This window comes from Cohnella nanjingensis (assembly GCF_014212125.1).
In the GTDB taxonomy this organism is placed as follows: domain Bacteria; phylum Bacillota; class Bacilli; order Paenibacillales; family Paenibacillaceae; genus Cohnella; species Cohnella nanjingensis.
The window spans coordinates 16,140-39,071 of record NZ_JACJVP010000044.1; the positions used below are offsets into that span (position 1 = coordinate 16,140).

Genomic DNA, 22,932 nt, shown 5'->3' on the forward strand with positions numbered 1-22,932 from the left:
GCGAACCTGCCCCGATGACGCATTCGACTTTTGGGGCGGAAATGAGCCGATCTAAGCGGTACGAGGATCTTTCATCAAAAAGGGTTGAGCGGGTACCTGCACCCGCTCAACCCTTTTTCGTTTTGGTCGACTTTCCGCAAAATGCTTAGAACGTTGCGACACGCCTCTTTAACGGCTTCGTCCGCTCATTCCGAGGGTTGATAGGATAAGATGGCCACACCCTTTGTCGTAGTCTTCGCGCCCACCAGCTTCAGCCCTCTCTGATCTTGTTCCAGAAAGAGTCGTTTGCCCTTGCCCAATACGACCGGATGGACCATAAAGTGATAATCGTCGATCAGATTGTGCCCCATCAACGTGCGAATCAATTGACCGCTGCCATAGATCAAATATCGTTGATCCGTTTCCCGCTTAAGCTTGGTCACTTCTTCTATGATGTTATTCTTGATGAAACTGGCGTTCCATTGGGGCTCTTCAAGCGTCGTGGTAGCCACATATTTAGGGAGGGCATTCATCCTGTCTGCCCCCTCGTCCTTCATCTTGGGCCACGCTGCGGCAAAACCTTCGTAAGTCACTCGCCCCAGAAGAAGCGCGTCGTTCGCGTAGGACACGTCGCGTTGGAAATTGGCCATCTCATCATCCCAATAGGGGAAGTGCCAAACCCCCGGCTCTTCCATGATTCCGTCCAGAGAAAGATACATCGATACGGTGATTTTTCCCATTTTTCATTCCCTCTTTCCTCCGATGGTTTTCTTACGGCTTAAATATACCACGTAAGGAATATTCCTGTAAGGAATATTTAATCGGCGATTTGTAAAGGAGCGAAACGAGTAAAAAAACAGGGGATGCCCCTCCAGCCCCTAATTCACGGCTTTTGGGACAGCCCTTTTTTGGAGATGTCATGACGCCGATCCGGCCATATCGGACGCGACTTCAGACGACGCGATCGTACGGCTACCCCCTGCTTACACGCCGCAAGCCGCTGTCCGGCTGCCGCTCAAAGCCTTTGTACCGCGTCCCCTGATAGCTGAGGTGCCCGCGGTCTCCTTCCGCCAGCTGCCCGTACTCTCTCCCGCTCACCTTGAATTCCAGCCGATTGCCGCCCTCGAATTCAAACGTGGCATAGTACGCCGTATCCGAATGATGATGCGACATGCTGTCGTCGTGGTGATGATGGAATTTGACCTGGGTTCGCTTGCTTACGATCCGCGACGGGACGGATCGCAGCGGCTCTCCGTTGTTGCGGCTCCATTCTCCGACGCCCTTGGCGGCGCCGAACAGAATGATGCCGAGCACCACGACGAACAGAATCGGCAAGAGCACCTGCATCTCCTCGAAAATGTCCATACCGCTCTCGACTCCCATCCGGCGTCCGGTTTCGTACTAGTCGCCTATTCCTATATGTACGCGCCTATCGCCAAAACTTCACTAAAAAAGCGAAAGCCGCTCATCGTAGATGAGCGGCTTGTCCGCGCGGAGTTAGGTCCTAGGCTTCACTTTGTCAATATGGCGGAACCGCAAGGCGGACCAGGTGTCGTCGACGGCCACGTTGCTGACGATCCGGTATTCCGTCTTGCCCTCCATGAGGCGCCATAGAATATCCCGATTGATGTCGGTCTTGATCTTGCCGGATTGCTTCGGATACGCGACCCAGAAGACGGCGTCCTCGTTCAGCGTCGGGATAACCTTGGCCGTCCACTTCAGCACCTGCTCCGCGGTAGCCGCGAAGACGAGGACGAAGTCGAACTTCCCTTCGGGGGCCGTCTCTACATCGACGCCGAGGTCGAACCCTTCGGGCGCGTTCAGTACGGCCGCGCGGCCCGACTTGTAATATAATTTCTGATATAACGGCTTGGACATTCTAATGAACTCCTTCGGCTTTCGGTTGCAGCGTCTTTGCCGCGATTATACGCTTCGCGCCGTTCGCTGTCAAACCGCGGACCGCGCGCCGATCCGCCTCGCGTCAACGGCCGACGCGGAACCGCTGCGCGTGCGCCCTCGCGTCTTCTACGCTCTGAACGCGGTTGCGGCTCCATTCCAGCAGAATGCGGTCGATGTAGCGGAAATGCAGCTTGCCGGCGAACACGGACTCCTTCAGCGCGAACAACACGAGCTCCTCCGGATAGCGGTCCTGATCCAGCCAGCCGTTGATCGTCTCGATCTCCATCGGCGTGAGCGGCCGGCCGAACTCCTGCTCGAACGTCCCGAACAGCGTGACGTGAGCGCGGACAACGACCGGGCGGGACGCGTCCTTCGGCGCCGACGCGTCCGCGGGGCCGGCGCGCAGCGGCAGCTCCCCGCCGGCCAGCAGCGTCCCGATCCGGTGGAACAATCCGCTCAGATTGTAGCGCTCGGCCCGTACGCCGGAGACCGGATCGGTCACCTCGTCGATGTTCACGAGCCCCATCCGCATCAGATTCTGCAGCGTCTGTCCGATCGTCGCCGCGCCTGCGCCCAGCCGTTCCTGCAGTTGCTCCATGGTCGGAAAGTCGTTCTGCTCCAACTGACGGAACGCCAGCAGCTGAAGTAGCAGCATGCAGTCGGTATCCGTCAGCTTGAGCGCCCGGTAGGAACGCAGCAGCGCGTAGGGGACGCTGACCGCTCCGTCCAAATACGCCTCGGCCAATCCTTTGGCAACGCCGCCGAGCTCACTCATGCCGCAGCTCTCCCCCCTGGCCCCGCGCCAGCCGGTACGTATCCCTGGCGATGAGCAGCTCCTCGTTGGTCGGCACGACCAGCGCGGCCACCTTGGAGGCGTCCGTCGTGATCCGGCGGACGTCCTTCGAACGGACCGCATTGCGCCCATGGTCCAGCTCGAGGCCGAAGAAGGTCAACCCCTCGCAGACCCGCTTGCGCAGGACGTCCGAATTCTCCCCGACGCCGGCCGTGAAGAGGACGGCATCCAGTCCGTCCATCGCGGCGGCGTAAGCGCCGATGTACTTGCGGATGCGATAAGCGTACATCTCGAAGGCGAGCTTCGCCTGCTCGTTGCCCGCTTCCATCGCCTGCACCACTTCGCGCATGTCGCTGCTGATCCCGGACACGGCCATCAGGCCGCTATGCTTGTTCAACATCGAATTGACTTCGTTCAGGGTCAGGTCTTCCTTGTTCATCGTATACGGGACGATCGCCGGATCGAGATCCCCGCTGCGCGTGCCCATCATCAGCCCTTCGAGCGGCGTCAAGCCCATACTCGTATCGTAGGACCGGCCGTGCAGAATCGCGGTGCAGCTCGCGCCGTTGCCGATATGGCAGCTGACGAGCTTCAGATCGCGCAGCGGACGGCCGAGGTATTCCGCGGCCCGCTGGCTGACGTAATCGTGCGAGGTGCCGTGGAAGCCGTACCGGCGCACCTGATGCTTGCGGTACAGCACGGTCGGGATCGCGTACAGATAGGAAGTCTTCGGCATCGTCTGATGGAAGGCGGTATCGAAGACGACCGCCTGCGGCACGTCGGGCAGGTTCATCTCGACGGCCGCGATGCCCATCATATGCGCGGGATTGTGCAGCGGCGCGAGATCGAACAGCTTGCGGATCTCGAGCTTCACGTTCGCGTCGACGAGCACCGATTCGCTGAACGTCTCGCCGCCGTGAACGACCCGGTGGCCGACCGCCTGCACTTCGGAGATCGCGTTCAGCACGCCGAACTGGCGGTGCGTCAACATATCCAGCACCTTGCGGATGGCCGTCGTATGTTCGAGGATCTCGCTGACCTCGCGCACCTCCGCGCGTCCCTCCACTTCGTGGGTCAAGATGGACGACTCCATGCCGATCCGCTCGACGCGGCCGGTCGCGAGTACTTGCTCGGTATTCATCTCATACAGTTGATACTTCAGCGAGGAGCTCCCCGCGTTGATCACGAGCACGTTCATGGAAGTCGATCACCGTCCTTGTCGTACGCAAAAAATCCGTTGCCCGTCTTCACGCCGAGCTGCCCGGCGCGCACCTTCTTCTTCAGCAGGATCGACGGCCGATACTTCAATTCGCCGTATTCGCGGAACATGCGCTCCAGCGCGGCCAGCACCGAATCCAAGCCGAAGCGGTCCGCCATCTCCAGCGGACCGTATTCGAACTGGTAGCCGATCCGCATCGCGCTGTCGATGTCGCCCGCCGAAGCCACGCCCTCCTGCAGCAGATGCAGCGCTTCGTTGATCAAGAGGCAGATCAGGCGCGTCGTGACGAATCCGGGCGATTCGTACACCATGACGCCCTTCTTCGCCAGCACTTGCTCGATGAAGTCCTTCGTCCGGCCGAACGTCTCGTCCGACGTCTGCAAGCCGCGGATAATCTCCACCACGTCGATGCGAATCGCCGGGTAGACGAAGTGCATGCCGATGACCCGTTCCGGATGCGCCGTCACGCTCGCCAACTCGGTGAGGCTGAGCGTCGACGTATTGCTCGCGAGCACCCGGTCCGCCGGGATGACGGCGTCGAGCTGCCGGAAGACTTCCTTCTTGCCGTCGAGATCCTCGCTGATCGTCTCGATGACGAGATCGCACTCGGCGAGGTGCGAGAGCGACGGTTCTGTATGAATGCGGTTCAAGATTAGCTTCTTCTCCGCGGTCGTAATGGCCCAACGCTCGATCTGCCGGTCCAGGCTCGTCTCGATCTGCAGCAGCGCCTGCTGCAGCCGTTCCGCCGTATTGTCGGCCAGATGAACGTCCAATCCTTTGGCAGCCAGCATCTCCGCGATGCTCTGCCCCATCGTGCCGGCGCCTACGACGCCGATCTTCCTCAACATCCGGTCAATCCCTCCAGCCTGCCGGTCGGACGGGTCCGACCTGACATTTCCATCTTAACATACCGGTTCGCCGACATAAACCGACGAACCGGTGAAGATTACGTTAAGATGATCGCGCGGATTCGACCTCATGCATCGCGCGCCGGAGGCAGTCCAGCGCGATCGCGTTCTCCTCCGCCGTCCCGACCGAGATGCGCAGATGGCCGGGGAGCCCCCAGCCCTTTCCGCTGCGGACGATGACGCCCTGGCGCAGCAGGCTCGCGTCGACTTCGGCGGCGGACGGACCGAATTCGGCCAGGACGAAGTTGGCCTGGCTCTCCGTCGTCGGCACCCCGAGCGCGGCCAAGCCTTCGCGCAATTGGCGCCGTCCTTCCGCGTTGCAGCGGCGGGAGGCGGCCAGATGCGCCTCGTCGTTCAGCGCCGCGAGCGCGGCGGCTTGCGCGAGCGCGTTGACGTTGAAGGGCTCCTTTACTTGGAGCAGCGCTCGGACGACGGCCTCGGGGGCCGCGCAGTATCCGACGCGGATGCCGGCCAAGCCGTAGATCTTGGAGAACGTCTGCAGGATGGCGACGTTGCGGCCCTCGCGCAGCATCTCGTACCCGTCGGTGTAGTCGTCGGCGTCGGCATAGTGCGCGTAGGCCGCGTCGAATACGACGAGCACGCGCGCCGGCAGCGCGTCCAGCAGCGCCCGCAGCTGCGTCCGGGGGAGGTAGGTGCCGGTGGGGTTGTTCGGCGAACACAGGTAGACGAGCTTCGTCCGCGGATTGACGGCGTCCAGCAGGTCCGATACCGCGTAGGCGTAACCGGCCCGCAACGGGACCTGGACCGCGACGGCGTTCATGAGCAGCGCGCCGAAGTCGTATTCGCTGAACGAAGGCGCGGGGACGACGATCTCGTCGCCCGGGTCCAGATAAGCTTCCGAGAGGAGCGTGATCAATTCGTCGGCGCCGTTCGCGACGACCAGCTGCGACGGCGTCACGCCGAGCCGCCCGGCGAGCGCCTCGGTCAACGCGGCCGCCCGATGATCGGGGTAGCGGTTCAGATCGGGCAGCATCTGCCGGATCGCGGCCAGCGCCGACGGAGAGGGTCCCAGCGGATTCTCGTTGGAAGCCAGCTTAATGACGCGATCCAAGCCGTATTCCCGCTGGACCTCCCAGATCGGCTTGCCCGGCGTATAAGGCGCCATTCGGTTCAGCGTTGCGCGGGTGGGGGTATCGCCGCGTGGATTCATAGTCATCTCTCCTAATTTCAAATGATTTGATCATTTCATTTCAATAATACGTTAATGCGTTACCTAAGTAAAGTAATTTTGTAAAATCAATGCCCGGGGGACGCTCGTCCCTCCGGGCATGGCTGCGTTCATTGGAGCGTTCGCGGTTACTGCAGCTGGGTCTCCGGCGTCGGATTCAAAATGGCCGCGACCTGCTTTTTCCAGTTGTCGACGTACTTGATATTCGAGGTCCACTGGGCCATCACGACGGTCTCTCCGTCCGCCAAGCGGATGGACAGCGGATGATCCCGGCCGTTCAACTGCTGGTACGGATAGACGAGAATCTGATCCCCCGTCACGACGGCCAGCATGTCTTCGTTCGGCGACGTGAACGCGTCCTCCGCCTGCGGCACGATCTTGCGGATCTGCGACCAGGAGATCGACAGCGTGTCGTAGTTTTTGTATTCGTCAGGCAGCGGCGCGGAGAGCTCTACCAGCGCTTCGTTGTCGAACGGCGCGAAGGCGTCCGTCGCGCCCTTCCCGTCCTTCGCTTCTTCGGCCGCCGCCGTCCAGTTGCCCGTCCGCCGGATGATCGACCATTGCTCCGTATGCGCTTGAACGGATGGCGTGGCGGTATCGCCGGCCTTCAGCACGTCTTCGAGCATCACGTGGGATTCCGCGGTCGGCTCGTAGGAGACGCGCGAAGCGTCCGCGGCGAGCTGCTCGATATGCTTCACCCAGCGGAACTGCGCGTTCGGGGCGCTCACCCGGTTCTGGACGACCGAGACGTAGCGGTTGCCGACGAACGTCAGCCGCTCGACCATCCCGACGTCGGAGACGGGGATGGCTTCCGCCTGCGCCGGCGTCACCGCGCCTTTGCCGTTCGCCTGGTACGCCTTGAGCGTCTGCGACAGCGTCCCTTTGTCACCCGAGGTAACTGCCTCAATTTTCCAAAAATTTTGTTTGTACGGCATGACAATGCCGTCGCCTGAAGCCGTCACCGCGAATTGTCCGTCTTGGGGCGCAATCATCAGCGTCCGGTACGAGCTGACGACGTTGCCCTGGTCTTCGCGGTCTTCGCGCAAGCCCAGCAGCAGGACGGAACGAATCTGCGCGTTCGCGTCGGAGAACAGCTTGGCGTCCTGGGTGGTGGCCGTCTGCATGGCCGGATCTTCGGCGAACCGTTCGGCGGACGGTCCGGGAACCGTCCATTGCCAGATGCCGAACGCCAGCAGCAGGCCGAGAATCGCGGCGACCCCGGCTCCGTTCCAGCCTACGCGCGCGAAGAACGAAGGACGCCGGGTCGGGCGGTCCAGCGCGTCCTCGATCCGCTTGCGCAGACGGTCGTCGAACCCGTTTCTGCTCAAGGGACCGCGCGAAAGTTGCTGTCTGAGTTCTTTATCATTCGGTTCCATAACCATTGCGCTCCTTCATTTTCGCGATTTTGCGACGGGCGTGGAACATCCGCGACTTCACGGTTCCTTCCGTCACGCCAAGCACTTCCGCGATCTCCTTCAGCGAGAGCTGATGATGCGCGTACAAGATGAGGACTTCCCGCGACTTGACGGGGAGCTTCATGACGAGCTTCCACAGATCGTTGACGGCGTAGCGTTCGATGACGTCCTCCTCGACCGATTGGCGCTCGCCCACGTCTCCGATCCAATCGGTAAGCGTAACCTTGCGCAGAAACGCGGAACGGTGGTGGTCGATCACGGTATTTCTCGTGATGGTCAAGAGCCACGTTCGGATCGAAGCGTCGCTGCGGAAGTTGTGTAGGTTTTTGAACACCTTGATGAATACTTCCTGCGAGATATCGTCCGCCAGATCCCACTTGCGCGTCAGGCTGAAGGCGTAGTTCCACACTTCCTTGCCGTACGCGTTCATGAGCTCCGTGAGCAGCGCTTTTTTGTCTTCGGGGTCGTTCATATATTTTAAGTAATCGAAATTCGCGTCGGCATTCAAAGCAACCACCTCTTTATTGGACGAAGAGAACTAGCGATCGGTTCAAACATTTATGTTACCATACTTTTTTTAATCATCATACAGCATGTATCAGTTTTACCCAGAGCCGGATATAGAAAAAGCGCCTCCCTCCCCTCAAAGGTTCGGGAAACGCTTCGTCGGTCTTTGGCGACTCAAGCCGCCGTATGCTTCAGCTGCGCGCGCAGCTCTTCGCCGGACAACGTCTCTTCGCGGATCAGGATCTCGAGCAGTCGACGGAACGTCTCGAGGCGGCCGTCCAGAATGCCTCTCGTCCGCTCGGTCAGCGCTTCGAGGATCGCCGCGTTCTCCTTGGACCACTGCTCGGCGGTCAGCGCCTGCGGGTGGACGATGCCGAGGTTCGACATCCCGGATTCGATCAACGTGCGCACGATCTGCGTCGCTTGATCGAAGTCGCCGCGCGACCCCGTGCTGCGTCCGCCGTAGTGGATCTCTTCGGCGACCGCGCCGCCCAAGGCGATCAGAATCTGGTCTTCCAGCACCGTCTTCGTGTACAGATAGCTATCCTTCACCGGATGGTGGCGCACGTAGCCGAGCGCCTGTCCGCGCGGCGTGAGCGATACTTGCGCCACGCTCCCCGGCCGGACGGTCTCGGCGACGATCGCATGGCCGAGCTCATGAAGCGCCACGCGCTCCCGCTCCTCCTTGGAGGTCTCGCGGTCCATGCGCTCGCCCATCATGACCTTGTCGATGGCCTGCGCCAGATAGGCCTGCGTCAGCTGCTCGCTCTCGTCGCGCAGCGCGTAGATGGCCGCTTCGTTCATGACGCTCTCCAGCTGGGCGCCGGAGAATCCGAACGTCTCCTCCGCGACCTTGGCGAGCGACACGCCGGACCCCATCGGCTTGTTGCGCGCATGCAGGCGCAGGATATGCTCGCGGCCCTGCTTGTCCGGCAAGTCCACTTGGATGTGCCGGTCGAACCGTCCCGGACGCGTCAGCGCCGCGTCCAGCAGCTCCTTGCGGTTGGTCGCCGCGATGATCAGGACGCGCGGCGACTCGTCGCCTTGGATGCCGTCCATCTCGGTCAACAGCTGATTCAGCGTCTGATCGTACTCCCGGTGCTGGCCGCCGTCCCGCTTGCCGCCGATGCCGTCGATCTCGTCGATGAAGATGATCGCGCTGTCGCGCTTCAGCTTGGCGGCCTGCGTGCGGGCTTCCTTGAACAGCTCGCGGATACGCCCGGCGCCGACGCCGACGTACATCTCGACGAACTCGCTCCCGGAGGCGGCGACGAAGGCCGAGTGCGTGTGCTTGGCGGCCGCTTTGGCGAGCAGCGTCTTCCCGGTTCCGGGAGGTCCCGTCAGCAGAATGCCCTTCAGGGGGCGGATGCCCAGCTTCTGAATGCGGTCCCGCTGTACGAGGAAATCCAGCGCTTCCGTCAATTCCCGCTTCGCCTGCTCCTGGCCTCCGATATCGTCGAAGGACAGATACGCCGGCTCGCGGGCCGGCGCTTTGCGGGCGGCCGCGCCGACGGCGAGGCCGCCGCGGGAACGCGCCAGGAACAACAGTCCGCCGATCATGGCCGCGCCCAGCAGGAGCGGAACGGCCGGCATGCCGGTGAAGATAAGAAATACGAGCAGGACGGGAATGAAGCCGATCGCGATCTCCTTGCCGTATTTTCTCCAATTACGCATTCGGCCACACCCCCAATTTGGCGGGGTCGCGCGGCAGAATGACGTATTTCGCGTGATCGCCGAGATGCAGGCTGATATAGACGTTCTGTTCGTCCATCTCGCTGGATGCGGTTAAGCCGGGCGTAGCCTGCTCGAGTTTGATCATGGCGTCGCGGATGCCCGTGTATTTCCGGTGATCCATCGCCTCCGCCACGTCGAACAGCGCGCTCCGCCATACTTTCTCGAGCGCCGGGTCGTCCGAATTCCGCGCGACGAGCTGCAGTTCCTTGGAGCCGATCGCTTGCGCGCCATCCGCTTTGACTTGCCGGTAGACTTCCGCCAGATCGGCGTCCTTGTTCAGCTTGACCGTCAAGACGACTTGATCGGACTTCATGCTGGCTTGCGCGGACTCGACGCCGGGCACCTTCTGCGCGACGCGGTCCAGCGGCTGCTCGACGCCGAAGTGGCGATAGGCGAACCAGCCTCCGAACAATACGGCCGCGGACAACGCGGCCGCCGCCGTGATCGGAACGATGCGTAGTTTCATGCGTATAGCCCTCCTTCAATCGAAATGCCGATTTATGAATAACGAGAATTCGCGATCCGTCCATGTCTCGGGTACAACAATGAGTATATCATTTTTTGATAGACTTTTGTGGTACAAATGCTTGCCAAAAGTGTATACGAATTGTGTATAAATTAGTTTCAACGGCGAGATCGGCGATTGCCGATTCGAGAAATCGGGAGCGGCGCGATTCGCGCGAACGCCAAAAAAGCCGCTCGTCCCCAAGGGGAACGGGCGGCTGCGCGGGCAGTCCTCGTTCATTTGCCGGGCAAATCGTAAGTACCGAGCAAGGCGCCGTCTTTGAAGGCGTAAAAATCGATCGCTTCGCGTTCCAATTCCGCATCGTCCACGTAACGGAGCTCCCAGGCGGGCTGATTCGCGAACCAGCCGGGCAAGAGGCGCACGATCGGCTTGCCGGGATGTCCGGTTTCGAAGCGGTTCTCGATCTCCTTCCGCCCTACCCCGGCGCTTGCTTGTTCCTTGACGACGCCGCCGGATTCGCGCTCCCAGACGAACCAGGAGACGCCAGCCTGGTCTTTGCCATGCACGACCCATACGATCTCTTCCCAGACGTGCTTGTCGACCTCGTCGATCGAGGTCAACCCCGCCTCGCGCTTCGCGGTCGCCATGGCCGCATGCGAGGCGTTCCGATAGGCGGAATCCGCGTTGCGGACGTAAATCGCCAGACATACCGCGACGAACAACAGAAAGCTGGCGACCAGCAACACCCAACGCACCGGCGAGAGGAAGGGCGTCCGCCGCTGCTTCGTCCGGCTCAAGCTCATCCCCGCAGCCTCTCAAAGCAGCGCTGGGCTTCGAAGCGTATGCGCTCCGCGTCCAGCGTGAGCAGCTCGCGGCCCCGCAGCAGCTGCTTGCCGTCGACCCAGACATGGGCGACGTCGGCGCCGTTCGCCGCATAGACGAGATGGGAGACGTAGTCGGTCCGGGGGACGAAGTGCGGCTTCGCGATCGAGACGGCGGTCAGGTCGGCCTTAAGGCCCGGCCGCAGCTCGCCCGTCACGCCTTCGAGTCCGATCGCCCGGGCGCCGTACAGCGTCCCCATGCGGAGCGCTTCCGCGGCCGGAACGGCGGTCGGATCGCCGGACACGCCTTTATGGAGAAGCGCGGCGAGACGGATCTCTTCGAACAAGTCGAGGTTGTTGTTGCTTGCCGCGCTGTCGGTGCCTAGCGAGACGGTGACGCCGGCGCGCAGCAGATCCGGCGCGCGCGCCACGCCGCTCGCGAGCTTTAGATTGCTGACCGGATTGTGCGAGACCGCTACGCCGCGTTCGGCGAGCAGCGCGATCTCTTCGTCGTTCAGATGCACGGCATGGGCCACGAGCGACGGCCGGGAGAAGAAGCCGAGCGAATCCAGATGCGCCACCGGGCGCGTACCGTAATCTCGAACGTTCTGCGCGACTTCCGCAGCCGATTCGGACATATGGGTATGGAGCGGCAGTCCGAGCTCGTGCGCGGCCGCTACGATGCGTTCGATATAGTCCGGCGGGCACGTATACGGCGCGTGCGGCGACATCATGGCCCGAATCCGGCCGTCCGCCTTGCCGTGCCAATCGCGGGCGAACTGAACGGCGTCGTTCAGCTTCGCGGTCTGCACCTCCGGCGGGCATAGCCCGATTACGCCGCGGGTCAGGCTGGCGCGAAGGCCCGCCTGTTCGACGACCTCGGCTACGCGTCCCATATGGTCGTACATGTCCACGAACGTCGTCGTGCCGCTCAGAATCATCTCCGCGGCGGCGAGCGAGGTGCCCCAGTAGACGTCGTCGCCGGCGAACTTGGCTTCGGTCGGCCACATGTGGTTCTCCAGCCAATCCTGAAGCGCCAGATCGTCGGCCAATCCTCGCAGGAGCGACATCGCGGCGTGCCCGTGGGTGTTGATCAGGCCGGGCAAGAACAGCAGCCCCTTGCCATCCACGATCTCTTCCGCGGCTTCCGCTTCGTGCGCGGGCGCGGCGCCTTCGCCCATTCCGGCGATTCGGTCGCCCTCGACCGACAGCCAGCCCTCATAAGTCGGACGCTCCGACGCCAACGTGACAAATAGGCCGTTCTGAATCAACCAACGTTTCATCGCTCACTCGTTCCTTTCGTCTAACGCTTCCTCATGATTCATGTAATAGGCCAGGCTGAGCAACTCCGACGTGAAGTCCGCGTGGTGAATCCGAACGCCCTCGGGCGTTCGGATCACGGTAGGAGCGAAGTTCAGGATCGCCCGCACGCCCGCTTCCACGAACCGGTCCGCCACGTTCTGCGCCTCGGCCGCCGGCACGGTGATGATGCCGATCGAGATCTCCTTTTCCTTGACGGTCTGCGGGAGCCGGCTCATCGGCTCGACCGTCAGGTTGTTGATGACGACGCCTTCCTTGGAAGGATCGGCGTCGAAGACCGAGGTAATCTTCATATTGTCCTTCAAGTACATATTGTAGTTGCAGAGCGCCCTCCCCAGATTCCCGGTGCCGACCAGCGCCACGTGCAGCGGGCGGTCCAGCTTCAGGATCTGGCGGATCTTCTCGATGAGATAACCGACGTTGTAGCCGACCCCTTTGCGCCCGAACTCGCCGAAGTAGGCGAGGTCCTTGCGGATCTGGGCCGGATTGAGATCCAGCTTCTCGCCGAGGTCCTGCGAGGAGACGGTCTGCACGTCGCTCAGGCTAAGCTCGTTCAGGTACCGCAGATAGATCGGCAGCCGCCGAACGACCGCCTCGGATATTTTGGTTGGCTTCACGTGCCGTCTCCCCCTCCTTTCCCGCCGGCCGAAGCCGCTGCGGTCTCGTCTGCGACCGCGCCGGCATCCGGCGCGAGCCATTCCCGCACGCGCGGCACGAGGCCGGCGAGCGGGAGATGCTCCATCTTCGGTCCGGGCAGCGAATAGAGAAAATACTTGCCATAATTCGTATCGATGACGCGCGTATCGTACAGCACGACGATCCCTTTGTCGGACGCGGTCCGCACTAACCGTCCGAAGCCTTGCTTGAAGCGGATGACGGCTTGCGGGAGCGACAGCTTCATGAACGGATTTTTCTTTTCCGCCTGCAGCCGCTCGGACTTGGCTTCCACCACGGGATGATTCGGAGGCTGGAAGGGCAGCCGCACGATCGCCAGGCAGGTGAGCGCGTCTCCGGGCAGGTCGACTCCTTCCCAGAAGCTGCTCGTGCCGAGCAGCACGGATCTCGGCTGTTCCATGAACTGGCGCGTGAGCCGGCTGCGGCTCCCGCCGTCCACCCCTTGGCCGAGCACTTGAATGTCCGAAGGCTCGAGCTTCTCCTTCAGCGGCCCGTAGACCGTCTTCAGCATGCGGTGCGACGTGAACAGCACTAGCATCCGGCCGCCGGTCTCCGAAGCGACCTCCGCAATGGACTGCGTCAGCGCCTGGACGAACGCCGCATCGCCGTCCTTGCCGCGGATATTCGGAAAGTCGCGCGGAATAAGCACCAGCGCCTGCTTGCGGTAGTTGAACGGCGAAGGCAGTTGCGCGGTACGCAAACGCCCTTCCTGTTCGGCCCCGTCCAGGCCAAGCTGCTCCTTCACGTACTGGAACGACTTGTCGACCGTGAGGGTGGCCGACGTCAAGACGACGCTCGCCTTCTTGTCGAACATGCCTTCCTTCAATAGATCGCTGACGTCCGCCGGCACGTTGTACATCCAGACCGAGCGGCTGCGGAACTGCGAGTGGCCCTCCAGCCAGTAGACGTGTCCTTCGTCGCCGAGCGTGACGAACGATTGCAGCTCGGCGCGCAGGCTGGCCAGATCCTTCAGCGCGCCGTTCAGATCGGTGAGCGCGCTCTGCACGCTCAGATCGTCGTTCCGCTCCCGGATCTCGGACAGGACCTTGTCCAGCGGCCGCAGCAGATCGGACAGCCGCTGAATGACGTTGTGGCCGTCCACTTGGACGGATTCCCAGTCGGACGGGAGCGCTTCGGTCCGCAGCCGGTACGTCAAGCTTCCGGTCTCGTCCGCCGCGGCGTTCGCGGCCAGCAGCGCGTACAGCCGGTCCGTCCACTGTTCCCACGCTTCGCGCAGCTCGTGGACGCGCGGCAGCGCCTCCTCCAGCTTCTCCGCCCAGACCGGCGCCTGATCGTCGCCCAGACCGCCGACCAGGCCGATCAGCGCGGACAGCTGGCCGCTGCGGGCGTCTTTCCACAGCCGCTGAAGCGGCGCATGCAGCGCGTGATAGCCCGTCTTCTGGCCGAGGTGGCTGCTCGCCACCTCTTCCAGGTGATGCGCCTCGTCGACGATCAGACGATCGTACGCCGGCAGGAGCCGATGCTCCGCGCGCATGTCCGTGAACACCATCGCATGGTTGGTGATGACCAGGTCCGCTTTGTTCGCATCCTGACGGGCCCGGTGATAGAAGCACTTGCGGAACCACGGGCACTGCCGGTTCAAGCAGGAATCCGCGTCGCTCGCGACCGTGCTCCACTCGTCCTTGGAGCGCCCGTTCAGGTTCAGCTCCTCCGCCTCGCCCCGTTCCGTCTCCGTCAGCCAGACGGCCATCTGCGCCCGCGTAACGGCCTCCTCGCGGGTCAGCGCGGCTTCGGGAAGCTGCTGCTGCTGTTCGAACTTGCGCAGGCACATGTAGTTGCCTCTGCCTTTGAAGACCGCCGCGCGGAACGGCACCGGCAGCACTTCCTGCAGCAGCGGCAGATCCCGCTGGCGCAGCTGTTCCTGCAATTGGATCGTGTGCGTCGTCACGACGATTTTTTTCGTTTCCTTTAATCCATAATAGAGGGAGGGCAGCAGATAACCCAAGGACTTCCCGGTTCCCGTCCCCGCTTCGACGAGCAGATGCGCGTCGTGCGCGAGCGCTTCGAGCACTTCGCCGTACATGATCCGCTGGCCTTCCCGGGTCTCGTAGGAGGGCAAGAGCGTCTGCAGGCGCTCGCGGACGCCGTCCTCGAATTCCTCGAACGACATGCCGGCCAGTTCGCGCGCGGCGTTCAGCGACGCCTCTTCGCGGCCTTCGTCGTCTTCGGTCCAATCGGTCACGTTCATCGCGAACTGGCGGAAGTAATGGTAGCCTTCCGGTTCGGCGAGCGGCTGCGTCTCGCGCCAGCCGAGCACGTGCGCGAACAGCCAGCCCAGATCGTTCTGCTCGGGATCGAACAGGTTCGCCAACCGCTGCAGCGTGAGCAACGGCAGCGCGCGCAGCCGGTCCAGGCACCGCGCGAAGACGTCGGCCGTGGCGAGCGCGTCGCTGTCGGCTTGATGGGGACGATCGTGAACGATGTTGAGGCTCTGAGTCAGCGCGCCGAGCCGATAGGAAGGCAAGGAAGGATAGACGATTCTCGCCAGATCCACCGTATCGATCACTCGGCCGCCGTACGGCAAATAGCCGCTCCTGTCGAGGGCGGCTTGCAGGAACTGCGCGTCGAAGGTGGCGTTGTGCGCGACGAGGACGGCATCCTGCAGCAGCGGGACCATCTCGGCCAGCACATCTTCGATGGCGGGCGCGTCGCGCACGTCGTCGTCGCCGATGCCGGTCAGCCGCGTGATGAATTCGGGAATGGACTTGGACGGCTTCACCATAGACGCATATACGGAATCAGCGGCACCCGTCTCATCGATCAAGGCGAGTCCCGCTTGTATAATCTCATCGTGTTCGGACGACGTTCCCGTCGTCTCGAAATCGAGTACGGCGAATTTCATGCCTGACTTCCTTTCCGTATGAACGGAGCGGTTCGAGGGCGAACCGGCCGATCCCGCTCAGGTCTGCACGAGCGCGTGCAGCTCCGCGCTTCCGAATTGAAGCTGAAGCTGTCCCGTGCCCTGCAGGCAAGATTCCAGATTCCTCCGCGGATCCGCGAAGGACGGATCGGTTTCCATCGCTTTGTGAAAATAACATTGCGCTTGCTTCAGATTCGCGAACACGGCCTGGACGCAGCCGAGGGCGTTGTACGCGATAGCCTGCAGCTTCGGCTCGTCCGAGGTCGCCGCGATCAAGCGGAAATGCCGCTGCGCTTCGTCGAATTCGCCGAGATGCATGCGGCACATCGCCAGGAACAGGCGGGCCACGATGAGCTCGGCATCCCGCTTCAGCATCTCGTCGAACAGCCGGGAGGCTTCGCCGAACATGTGCAGCTTGAAATAACCTTGTCCTTTGACGAACGGCGTCCAGATCTCCTCGGCTTCCTCCAGCGCTTGCGGCGCGTCGGCAGCGGGATGCTCCCGGATTTGCCGGTAAGCGGCCATCTTGTCCTCGAATTGAAGCCATAATTCAATGATATCATCACTCAGCGTTTTTAACACGTTCCATTGCTCTTCCAGCCGTATTTTTTCTTCCGACGAAGCATGAGGGTAACGCGCGATGAGGTCGTCAAGGGCATCGTTCATGGCGGAGAAAAATGGACGGATCATGGAAGTTATCCCCCTGTCGCAGCGAGTTGGTACTGCTCATTCTGCGTTTCGGGGAGGTCTTTCATACGTTTTGCACGACGGTCGAATGAGGCTCCTCCGCCAGCATTTTGACGACGCGATTGCCATCGTCCAGGATCGCCACCTTGGGCTGATGGACGCGGGATTCCTCGTCGGTCATGTAGCCGTAAGCGATAATGATGACCTTGTCGCCCGGCTGCACGAGCCGGGCGGCGGCGCCGTTCAGGCAGACGACGCCGGAGCCGCGCGGCCCCGAGATCGCGTACGTCTCGAAGCGCGCGCCGTTATTGTTGTTGACGATCTGCACCTTCTCGTCGGGCAGAATATCGACGAGATCCATCAGGTCGCGGTCGATCGTCACGCTGCCGACGTAGTTCAGATCGGCTTCGGTGACGGTGGCGCGGTGCAGCTTCGACTTCATCATTTGTCTGAACATTTTCAGATCACCTCGGTCGGATTCAAGAGCACATTGTCGATGAGACGCGTCTGGCCGAACTTGACCGCTACCGCGGCCAGCAGGTTCATCTTGAGGTCGCGCAGCGGCGCGGCATCGGACGGTGCCTGAAGTTCCGGATAGGTCAGCACCTCGACATAATCGATCTCGGCCAGCGGCATGCGGGCGATCGCGGCCGCCATGCGGGACTTCAACTCGCCGGGCGCCGCGCCTTCCCGGATCCAAGCAGGGACTTGGCGCAGCGTCTGCGACAGGACCAGCGCCTGCTCGCGCTCCTCGGGCTTCAAGTAAACGTTGCGGGAGCTGAGTGCCAGACCGTCGGATTCGCGAACGATCGGACAGGGCACGATCTCGACGGGCTGATTCAGGTCGGAGACGATCCGGGCGACCACCGCGACCTGCTGGGCGTCCTTCAAGCCGAAGTACGCGCGGTCCGGCTGGACGATGTTGAACAGTTTGGTCACGACCACGCCCACTCCGTCGAAGTGGCCCGGGCGGCTCGCGCCGCACAGCATCTCCGTAATTCCGCTCACCGTCATCTTCGTGCTCGGGGGCGTCGGATACATCTCCTTCACCTCCGGCAGGAAGACGAGCTGCGCGCCGGCCTCGGCCGCGACGGCCAGGTCCCGCGCCTCGTCGCGGGGATAACGCTCGAAGTCTTCGTTCGGACCGAACTGCAGCGGATTGACGAAGATGCTCAGCACCGTCAAGCCGTTGTCCGCGGCGGAGCGCCGCATCAAGCTCGCATGGCCTTCATGCAGAAAACCCATCGTCGGCACGAGGCCGACCTTGGCGCCAGGGCCGGCTTGAGTACGATATTCGGACACGCGTCTGCGCAGCTCCGCGATCGTACGCACGATCGCGGGAGCGGATGTTAACGTAGCCGTCATTGGGATCCGCCTCCATATAGCGTGGTGGACATGGCTTCCTCCGCCTTTTCGTCCAGCGGGAAGCCATGGCGGGCTTCCGGGAATTGTTTGTTCTTTACTTCGTCGACATATTGGGCGATCGCGCCGCGGATCGTCTCACCGACGTCCGCATACGCTTTGACCATCCGTTTGTCCCGGATGCCGGAACCGTACCGGATCATATCATGGTAGACGAGCACTTGTCCATCGCAGCCCCTGCCGGCGCCGATGCCGATCGTCGGCACTTGAAGCGACTTCGTGACGGCGGCGGCCACGGGCTCCGTCACGAGCTCCAGGACGACGCCGAACGCGCCGGCCTGCTCTAGCGCCTTGGCGTCGGCGAGCAGCTTCTCGGCTTCCGCCGCGTCTTTGCCTTGCACCTTGTAGCCGCCGATCTGATGCACCGACTGCGGCGTCAACCCCAGATGGGCGAGGACGGGGATGCCGGCGGAGACGAGCACCGCGACCTCTTCGGCCAGCTCCGCGCCTCCTTCGAGCTTCACGGCGTGCGCGCCGCCTTCCCGCATGATGCGGGCGGCGTTGCGCAGCGTCGCTTCCTTGCCAAGGCGGTAAGTCGCGAACGGCATGTCGGTCACGACCATCGTATGGGGAGCTCCTCTAACAACCGCTTTTGTATGATAAATCATATCTTCCAGGGTGACCGGAACGGTCGTATCGTAACCCAGGACGACATTGCCAAGCGAATCGCCAACCAGGATCACGTCGACGCCCGCTTCTTCCGTCAGTTGCGCGGAAGGGTAATCGTAAGCCGTCATCATGGCAATGGGGTTGCCTTGCCGCTTCATCGCCATCAGGCGGGGCAGCGTCACCGGTTGTTTCATGTCAAATAGCGCCTCCTAATGAATCTCATTGTAGGGAATGCGGACGCAAAAAAAACCTTCATTTGCCCATGAGCAAAGAAGGTATCATTCAGCAGGAGCGCTTCACGTCCTTCTGTCTCGGTCCCTTCGGCTCAGAGCAGAATCCGCCGCGAAATATCACGGTATGCAGTTGGTAGTTCCCATTGCATGGCGAGTAAGTAATCCGCTATCATGTGGTTCATCTATCGGTGCGGTTCGTTCGATACCGCCCGAGGACTTCATTATAGCAGATCGATACGCCATCGTCTACGCATCAGCAGCCCGGGCAGAGCTGACGCACGAAAAAGATTGTGGTTCTTGCGAATTGTAAATCTTCGTTCGTTCAGGGTGCCGTGACCGGCGGAGCTCCGAGCGACCCGCTCACGATCAGGATCTTGCGGCTTCCGAACATGCAAGAAGCCCCCTTCTGGAAGCGGGGAGCTTCATCCTTCGATCATCCGTTTTCACTTAGCCGCCAATGACGGGTTTCATAATCATGAAAGCGAACAAGAGCGTCCCTAACGTACTCGCCATCCAAAACAATTTGTTGGCTCTCATCCAGAAAGCTTGCTGTTCGGGAGGCAGAGCATCGGCCTTGCGGTTTGACGGATCGTTCAACCACGTCGACAATTGCTTGGCGGCAGGAGCGACAAATCCGATAACGATGATTTGAATGAGGATGTAGAGAACAAGAGAACCGAAAATCCACAGCTGCATGAACCGACCGTAGTCACCGATGAACACGAGCGCCAGACCGGTCAAGACGGCAAGCGAACCGCCGATTTTGGGGAACAGTTCCAAGGTCTTGAACAGTCTTATGGAATGTCTTAATTCATTCGCGCTCTGACGGGGTCCCAGCAGAACATGGCTGAAAAACACCGGACCGACCCCGAGAATCGCCGATAAAATATGAACGAGTACGAGCCACTTCATGGAATCTCTTCCTTTCCGCCCGAATTTACGCTTTCACATAATTGATCCATACCGTCGTTTTCTCCATGAACGTAAAGATCATGATTTGCGCTTGCCACGATTTCGTATCGATAGTGAAATGCTGCATGCCGTCCTCTTCCGATTCCGAAGCAATGTCCAGTCCCTTATCTTTCAGAACTTGGCGATAGCGTTCGACGGTTTTGGCTACCGAATCGCCCGTTTCAAATTTGACCTGGTAATAGGGGTCGCCCCGGTTGGCGCCGTCGCCGATTTTAATCGCCGCTTTGTTCTTGGCGTCGTCCAAAATCGGAATATCATCGGGAACGGAGTCGGGCGGTTTGACCCCGTTCTGCGTGTCCTCCTCCGCGATGACAACCTGATTGGGCAAATCCACGATGTTCATGGATGTTTCCTTCGAAGATTCCGCGCTATCGGCCGCTTTCTTCGAAGGTTCCGCGCTTTTCTCCCCGGTGTTCGTCGCGGGTTGTCGCGCCGCGCTCTCCGTTGGACCGGATGCCTGGCCGCTGCCGCTCCCGCCGCACCCGGCCGCGCTTGCCGACAATAGCCCTCCTAACAGGATCAAACAAACGATTTTAATCACTCGCATGACAGAATCCCCACTCCTTCTTTAGTCCTACCTTGGGCGTTTGAAAACCATTCTCCTCCTGCTATAAGAAATGCCCCTCCTTCGGATCATTCTAAAGGAGGGGCCGCTTCAAAAAAGTTTCAGATCAGCTTCGCTTTCGCCAGCATCCGCTGAACGATGGCCGCCGTTTCGGCCCGGGTAATGTCGCTCGCCGGATTCAGTCCGGAACCGGAGCCGCCGACCAGCCCGCTCTTCACGGCCGCGGCGACCGCCTGCCGGGCCCACCCGGCGACTGCCGCGCCGTCCGAGAACCCGGATAACGCCGCGTCTGCGTCCGCGGGTCCGATGTTCGTGTCCAGCCCGGCAAGCTTCATCGCCCGCGCGATCATCGCAATCGCTTCTTGGCGGGTAATCGTCTTCGCGGCGCCGAACGTTCCGTCCTTGTATCCTTCCACGATCCCGTACTCCTGCGCTTTCGCTACCGCGCCGATATACCAGTCGCCGGCCTTCACATCCGTAAACGAGGACGTTTTCCCGTTTTCGGCCAGCCCTAGCGCCCGCACGAGAATTGCCGCGAACTCCGCGCGGGTAATGGGCGCATTCGGACGGTAATGCGTCTCGTCGACGCCGCTCACGATTTTGCGGGATGCCAAGTCATTGACCGCGGGTTTCGCCCAGTGGCCTTCGACATCCGCAAACGAGACGGAGCGCCAGATGAGCGCGTACGCGCTGTTCGTCAAGCTGTGGAACACCGCGTACGCTTTCCCGTCACGCGATTCCGTGTAGGTCGGTACATGGCGCGTCGTTCCGTCTGCCTCAAGCGCTACGGCGGTCGTGATGTTGCCTGAGGCTGCTCCCCCCGGAAGCGGAATTACGCGCTTCACGTAGGAGCCGAACTTGCCCACGTTCGCCGTTTTGCCGCCGGACGAGGCGGTCACCGTGAACTCGACCGGCGGAACGACGACGTCGAACCGATCTCTTGCCGCCGTATTTTCCAGCAGCTTCACTTCAGCCGAATCGCCCTTCGCCACGCTCACGCGCACGAGAATATCCGCCAGTTTCGCAGGATCGCCAAGCTGTTTCGCCAAGGCGTCGATGCCGACTTCCGATGCGGGCAGCGTGTAGCTTCCGCGAGGCGTTTGCAGTTCCAGCACGGCCCGTTTCTGCTCCAGCGCCTTCACGGCGTCCCCGGCCAGCACCGCCGTCACCTTGCCCGATTGCTCCGTCACGGGAATAACGATCAGCGGACGGTCTCCCGCCGGGCCAAGCGCCTCCGTCAATCGGGACGTTTCCAACGTTACCGACATGACGTTTGATCCGCCCTCTTGCGAAGAGACAATTTGGGCGATTTGGTCATACGATTTGCCGTCTACGAAGATCCGGAGCGATTTCGTCGACGGCACGCCAGTCGTGCTGCCCGGGCTGCCGCCGGTCGGAGTTGAGCCTCCGGATGATGACCGCGCCCGGGTCACCGTCACGGTGTACGTCTTCGAGGCGCCGTCCTTCGCGGTGACGACGAGCTTGATCGCGTTGCTGCCTTCGCTCAGCGGAAGCGAAGAGGACGAGGCGCCGTTCGTCAAGATGTGCGGTCCGCCGCTCTGCACGCCGGCGCTATTGTATACGCTCGCCGTCACGCTGACATTGTCGGCATCGTATACCGATGCCGTCACGGTCACCGACGATACGCCGTTCGCCACGCTCGCCGTATAGGCCGTCGTACCGGGATCGAACCGCGGGCTCAGCGCGATGTCCGAAAGAACTAAGTCTTTCAAGTCGGCGTTCCCGCTAGGCTCAGGCGTTCCGGCAATCGTAAACGCGATTCGTTCGGCAAACTCATTACCCGCATGATCGACGACCGTGAAATCTACGGTATGCGAGCCATCGCCGGTTACCGAGATAGAGCCGCTATCGCCGTTTGCCCTTTGCGCCTCGCCTTGATCCAGCCGATACTCCACATAACGGACGCCGGATTGATCATCTAATGCCTGGAATTGAATCGTGACGGGCTGCGTGTAGGTCGCGCCATAGGTGACCCCGGTTACGGTGAGGATTGGGGGTACCCGGTCCGTAGGCGTTAAGCCGACGTGCAAATCCGTTTTTGGAGGCGGGATATCAACGGAATCGCTTGTCACCGTTGCGAATCCGGGTCGGTTGACCGTTACCCGGTATGTTCCGGCCGCCACGTCCCAAGCGTAACTTCCGTCTTCCCCGCTCGTCTGCGGATTCGTAATGGGAGACATCTTGTCGTGATCGTTCATATCGACCCATTCTTCCAGCGCGGTATCGTAATACTGCAGCACGAGCGTGGCGCCCGGCAGCGGCCAATCTATCCCCTTCTCCGCGTTATAAACGATCCCGCTCGGATCGATGAGATCTATGGGGAAATTCATCGGTCCGTCCAAGCATTCCGCTTCAATTTCGACGACTAAGTGTGAACCCGCCACTCCAGCAGCGGCAGGAACGAATGTGATTGCGGATTGGAAGCGGTTATCAAGCACAATCTCATGTCCGTAGTCATCCCTTAATATGAACTTGACATTCTTGCAAGGAAGACTAACGGCTAACGTGATAGGAGCCGATCTGGCAGCTACCGGAGTGCCATTACTCGTATTTCCGCTAAGTCCCGTTAAAGTAACAGTCGGCGGGACGACAGGCGCCAATGCTTCGATTTGATAGG

23 protein-coding genes are annotated in these 22,932 nt (G+C 61.3%); 1 reads left to right on the plus strand and 22 read right to left on the minus strand.

What is annotated here, in order from left to right; all coding sequences use genetic code 11:
* Window positions 1-185 precede the first annotated feature (185 nt).
* From H7C19_RS25700 to H7C19_RS25800, 21 genes are all read right to left on the minus strand, one after another.
* Window positions 186-719: a dihydrofolate reductase family protein gene (locus H7C19_RS25700; protein WP_185671945.1), complete on the minus strand. Its 534-nt coding sequence runs from the start codon at window positions 717-719 to the stop codon at window positions 186-188.
* Between the two features lie 232 nt (window positions 720-951).
* Window positions 952-1,344: a DUF2500 domain-containing protein gene (locus H7C19_RS25705; protein ID WP_246469801.1), complete on the minus strand. Its 393-nt coding sequence runs from the start codon at window positions 1,342-1,344 to the stop codon at window positions 952-954.
* 132 nt (window positions 1,345-1,476) lie between these two features.
* The gene (locus H7C19_RS25710; protein WP_185671947.1) at window positions 1,477-1,857 is read right to left on the minus strand and encodes a hypothetical protein; all 381 of its coding nucleotides are present in this window, start codon (window positions 1,855-1,857) and stop codon (window positions 1,477-1,479) included.
* Window positions 1,858-1,960: 103 nt separating this feature from the next.
* Window positions 1,961-2,653, minus strand: a complete 693-nt coding sequence (locus H7C19_RS25715) for a DnaD domain-containing protein (RefSeq protein WP_185671948.1) — start codon at window positions 2,651-2,653, stop codon at window positions 1,961-1,963.
* A complete protein-coding gene (locus tag H7C19_RS25720) occupies window positions 2,646-3,869 on the minus strand; it encodes an acetate kinase (RefSeq protein ID WP_185671949.1) in 1,224 nt (407 codons plus the stop codon). The genes H7C19_RS25715 and H7C19_RS25720 overlap by 8 nt, the downstream gene beginning before the upstream one ends.
* Window positions 3,866-4,738 carry a 3-hydroxyacyl-CoA dehydrogenase family protein gene (locus H7C19_RS25725; protein WP_185671950.1) on the minus strand — a complete coding sequence of 291 codons (873 nt, stop codon included), beginning with the start codon at window positions 4,736-4,738 and terminating at the stop codon, window positions 3,866-3,868. Before H7C19_RS25725 ends, H7C19_RS25720 begins: the two co-directional genes overlap by 4 nt.
* Before the next feature lie 103 nt (window positions 4,739-4,841).
* On the minus strand, window positions 4,842-5,969 hold the full coding sequence (gene hisC / locus H7C19_RS25730) for a histidinol-phosphate transaminase (RefSeq protein WP_185671951.1): 1,128 nt from the start codon (window positions 5,967-5,969) through the stop codon (window positions 4,842-4,844).
* A gap of 146 nt (window positions 5,970-6,115) precedes the next feature.
* Window positions 6,116-7,315 (minus strand): hypothetical protein, encoded by a 1,200-nt coding sequence (locus H7C19_RS25735; RefSeq protein WP_221469478.1) that lies wholly within the window; start codon window positions 7,313-7,315, stop codon window positions 6,116-6,118.
* A 34-nt stretch (window positions 7,316-7,349) separates the two neighbouring features.
* Entirely contained in the window at window positions 7,350-7,919 is a 570-nt protein-coding gene (locus H7C19_RS25740; RefSeq protein ID WP_313732004.1) for an RNA polymerase sigma factor, read from the minus strand.
* 164 nt (window positions 7,920-8,083) lie between these two features.
* Window positions 8,084-9,583 carry an AAA family ATPase gene (locus H7C19_RS25745; RefSeq protein ID WP_185671953.1) on the minus strand — a complete coding sequence of 500 codons (1,500 nt, stop codon included), beginning with the start codon at window positions 9,581-9,583 and terminating at the stop codon, window positions 8,084-8,086.
* Window positions 9,576-10,109 (minus strand): hypothetical protein, encoded by a 534-nt coding sequence (locus tag H7C19_RS25750; protein WP_185671954.1) that lies wholly within the window; start codon window positions 10,107-10,109, stop codon window positions 9,576-9,578. The genes H7C19_RS25745 and H7C19_RS25750 overlap by 8 nt, the downstream gene beginning before the upstream one ends.
* A 275-nt stretch (window positions 10,110-10,384) precedes the next feature.
* Window positions 10,385-10,912, minus strand: coding sequence for a cell wall elongation regulator TseB-like domain-containing protein (locus H7C19_RS25755; RefSeq protein ID WP_185671955.1), 528 nt, complete (start codon window positions 10,910-10,912; stop codon window positions 10,385-10,387).
* The gene (locus H7C19_RS25760; RefSeq protein ID WP_185671956.1) at window positions 10,909-12,213 is read right to left on the minus strand and encodes an amidohydrolase; all 1,305 of its coding nucleotides are present in this window, start codon (window positions 12,211-12,213) and stop codon (window positions 10,909-10,911) included. Before H7C19_RS25760 ends, H7C19_RS25755 begins: the two co-directional genes overlap by 4 nt.
* Window positions 12,214-12,216: 3 nt before the next feature.
* A complete protein-coding gene (locus H7C19_RS25765; RefSeq protein WP_185671957.1) occupies window positions 12,217-12,867 on the minus strand; it encodes a redox-sensing transcriptional repressor Rex in 651 nt (216 codons plus the stop codon).
* Window positions 12,864-15,788, minus strand: coding sequence for an ATP-dependent DNA helicase DinG, 3'-5' exoribonuclease type (locus H7C19_RS25770; protein ID WP_185671958.1), 2,925 nt, complete (start codon window positions 15,786-15,788; stop codon window positions 12,864-12,866). The genes H7C19_RS25765 and H7C19_RS25770 overlap by 4 nt, the downstream gene beginning before the upstream one ends.
* A gap of 57 nt (window positions 15,789-15,845) precedes the next feature.
* Window positions 15,846-16,496, minus strand: a complete 651-nt coding sequence (locus tag H7C19_RS25775) for a tetratricopeptide repeat protein (protein ID WP_185671959.1) — start codon at window positions 16,494-16,496, stop codon at window positions 15,846-15,848.
* Between the two features lie 61 nt (window positions 16,497-16,557).
* The gene (panD, locus tag H7C19_RS25780; RefSeq protein ID WP_185671960.1) at window positions 16,558-16,950 is read right to left on the minus strand and encodes an aspartate 1-decarboxylase; all 393 of its coding nucleotides are present in this window, start codon (window positions 16,948-16,950) and stop codon (window positions 16,558-16,560) included.
* A 2-nt stretch (window positions 16,951-16,952) separates the two neighbouring features.
* Window positions 16,953-17,858 (minus strand): pantoate--beta-alanine ligase, encoded by a 906-nt coding sequence (panC, locus tag H7C19_RS25785; protein WP_185671961.1) that lies wholly within the window; start codon window positions 17,856-17,858, stop codon window positions 16,953-16,955.
* Window positions 17,855-18,718: a 3-methyl-2-oxobutanoate hydroxymethyltransferase gene (gene panB / locus H7C19_RS25790; RefSeq protein WP_185671962.1), complete on the minus strand. Its 864-nt coding sequence runs from the start codon at window positions 18,716-18,718 to the stop codon at window positions 17,855-17,857. Before panB ends, panC begins: the two co-directional genes overlap by 4 nt.
* A gap of 486 nt (window positions 18,719-19,204) precedes the next feature.
* The gene (locus H7C19_RS25795; protein ID WP_185671963.1) at window positions 19,205-19,669 is read right to left on the minus strand and encodes a DUF2269 family protein; all 465 of its coding nucleotides are present in this window, start codon (window positions 19,667-19,669) and stop codon (window positions 19,205-19,207) included.
* A gap of 25 nt (window positions 19,670-19,694) precedes the next feature.
* Window positions 19,695-20,072, minus strand: coding sequence for a hypothetical protein (locus H7C19_RS25800; protein ID WP_185671964.1), 378 nt, complete (start codon window positions 20,070-20,072; stop codon window positions 19,695-19,697).
* On the opposite strand from H7C19_RS25800, the gene H7C19_RS34465 reads away from it, so the two are divergent.
* Window positions 20,065-20,301: a hypothetical protein gene (locus tag H7C19_RS34465; protein WP_221469480.1), complete on the plus strand. Its 237-nt coding sequence runs from the start codon at window positions 20,065-20,067 to the stop codon at window positions 20,299-20,301. The two genes, H7C19_RS25800 and H7C19_RS34465, sit on opposite strands and share 8 nt — an antisense overlap.
* A 94-nt stretch (window positions 20,302-20,395) precedes the next feature.
* Here H7C19_RS34465 and H7C19_RS35015 read toward each other — a convergent pair whose 3' ends face one another.
* Entirely contained in the window at window positions 20,396-22,645 is a 2,250-nt protein-coding gene (locus tag H7C19_RS35015) for an S-layer homology domain-containing protein (RefSeq protein ID WP_246469803.1), read from the minus strand.
* Window positions 22,646-22,932: the final 287 nt, after the last annotated feature.

Coding starts and splice junctions, on each gene's coding strand:
- H7C19_RS25700 (WP_185671945.1), bottom strand. CDS start 719: ATGGGAAAAATCACCGTATCGATGTATCTTTCTCTGGACGGAATCATG.
- H7C19_RS25705 (WP_246469801.1), bottom strand. CDS start 1,344: ATGGACATTTTCGAGGAGATGCAGGTGCTCTTGCCGATTCTGTTCGTC.
- H7C19_RS25710 (WP_185671947.1), bottom strand. CDS start 1,857: ATGTCCAAGCCGTTATATCAGAAATTATATTACAAGTCGGGCCGCGCG.
- H7C19_RS25715 (WP_185671948.1), bottom strand. CDS start 2,653: ATGAGTGAGCTCGGCGGCGTTGCCAAAGGATTGGCCGAGGCGTATTTG.
- H7C19_RS25720 (WP_185671949.1), bottom strand. CDS start 3,869: ATGAACGTGCTCGTGATCAACGCGGGGAGCTCCTCGCTGAAGTATCAA.
- H7C19_RS25725 (WP_185671950.1), bottom strand. CDS start 4,738: ATGTTGAGGAAGATCGGCGTCGTAGGCGCCGGCACGATGGGGCAGAGC.
- hisC (WP_185671951.1), bottom strand. CDS start 5,969: ATGAATCCACGCGGCGATACCCCCACCCGCGCAACGCTGAACCGAATG.
- H7C19_RS25745 (WP_185671953.1), bottom strand. CDS start 9,583: ATGCGTAATTGGAGAAAATACGGCAAGGAGATCGCGATCGGCTTCATT.
- H7C19_RS25750 (WP_185671954.1), bottom strand. CDS start 10,109: ATGAAACTACGCATCGTTCCGATCACGGCGGCGGCCGCGTTGTCCGCG.
- H7C19_RS25755 (WP_185671955.1), bottom strand. CDS start 10,912: ATGAGCTTGAGCCGGACGAAGCAGCGGCGGACGCCCTTCCTCTCGCCG.
- H7C19_RS25760 (WP_185671956.1), bottom strand. CDS start 12,213: ATGAAACGTTGGTTGATTCAGAACGGCCTATTTGTCACGTTGGCGTCG.
- H7C19_RS25770 (WP_185671958.1), bottom strand. CDS start 15,788: ATGAAATTCGCCGTACTCGATTTCGAGACGACGGGAACGTCGTCCGAA.
- H7C19_RS25775 (WP_185671959.1), bottom strand. CDS start 16,496: ATGATCCGTCCATTTTTCTCCGCCATGAACGATGCCCTTGACGACCTC.
- panD (WP_185671960.1), bottom strand. CDS start 16,950: ATGTTCAGACAAATGATGAAGTCGAAGCTGCACCGCGCCACCGTCACC.
- panC (WP_185671961.1), bottom strand. CDS start 17,858: ATGACGGCTACGTTAACATCCGCTCCCGCGATCGTGCGTACGATCGCG.
- panB (WP_185671962.1), bottom strand. CDS start 18,718: ATGAAACAACCGGTGACGCTGCCCCGCCTGATGGCGATGAAGCGGCAA.
- H7C19_RS25795 (WP_185671963.1), bottom strand. CDS start 19,669: ATGAAGTGGCTCGTACTCGTTCATATTTTATCGGCGATTCTCGGGGTC.
- H7C19_RS34465 (WP_221469480.1), top strand. CDS start 20,065: ATGTTCATGGATGTTTCCTTCGAAGATTCCGCGCTATCGGCCGCTTTC.
- H7C19_RS25800 (WP_185671964.1), bottom strand. CDS start 20,072: ATGAACATCGTGGATTTGCCCAATCAGGTTGTCATCGCGGAGGAGGAC.
- H7C19_RS35015 (WP_246469803.1), bottom strand. CDS start 22,645: ATGAATTTCCCCATAGATCTCATCGATCCGAGCGGGATCGTTTATAAC.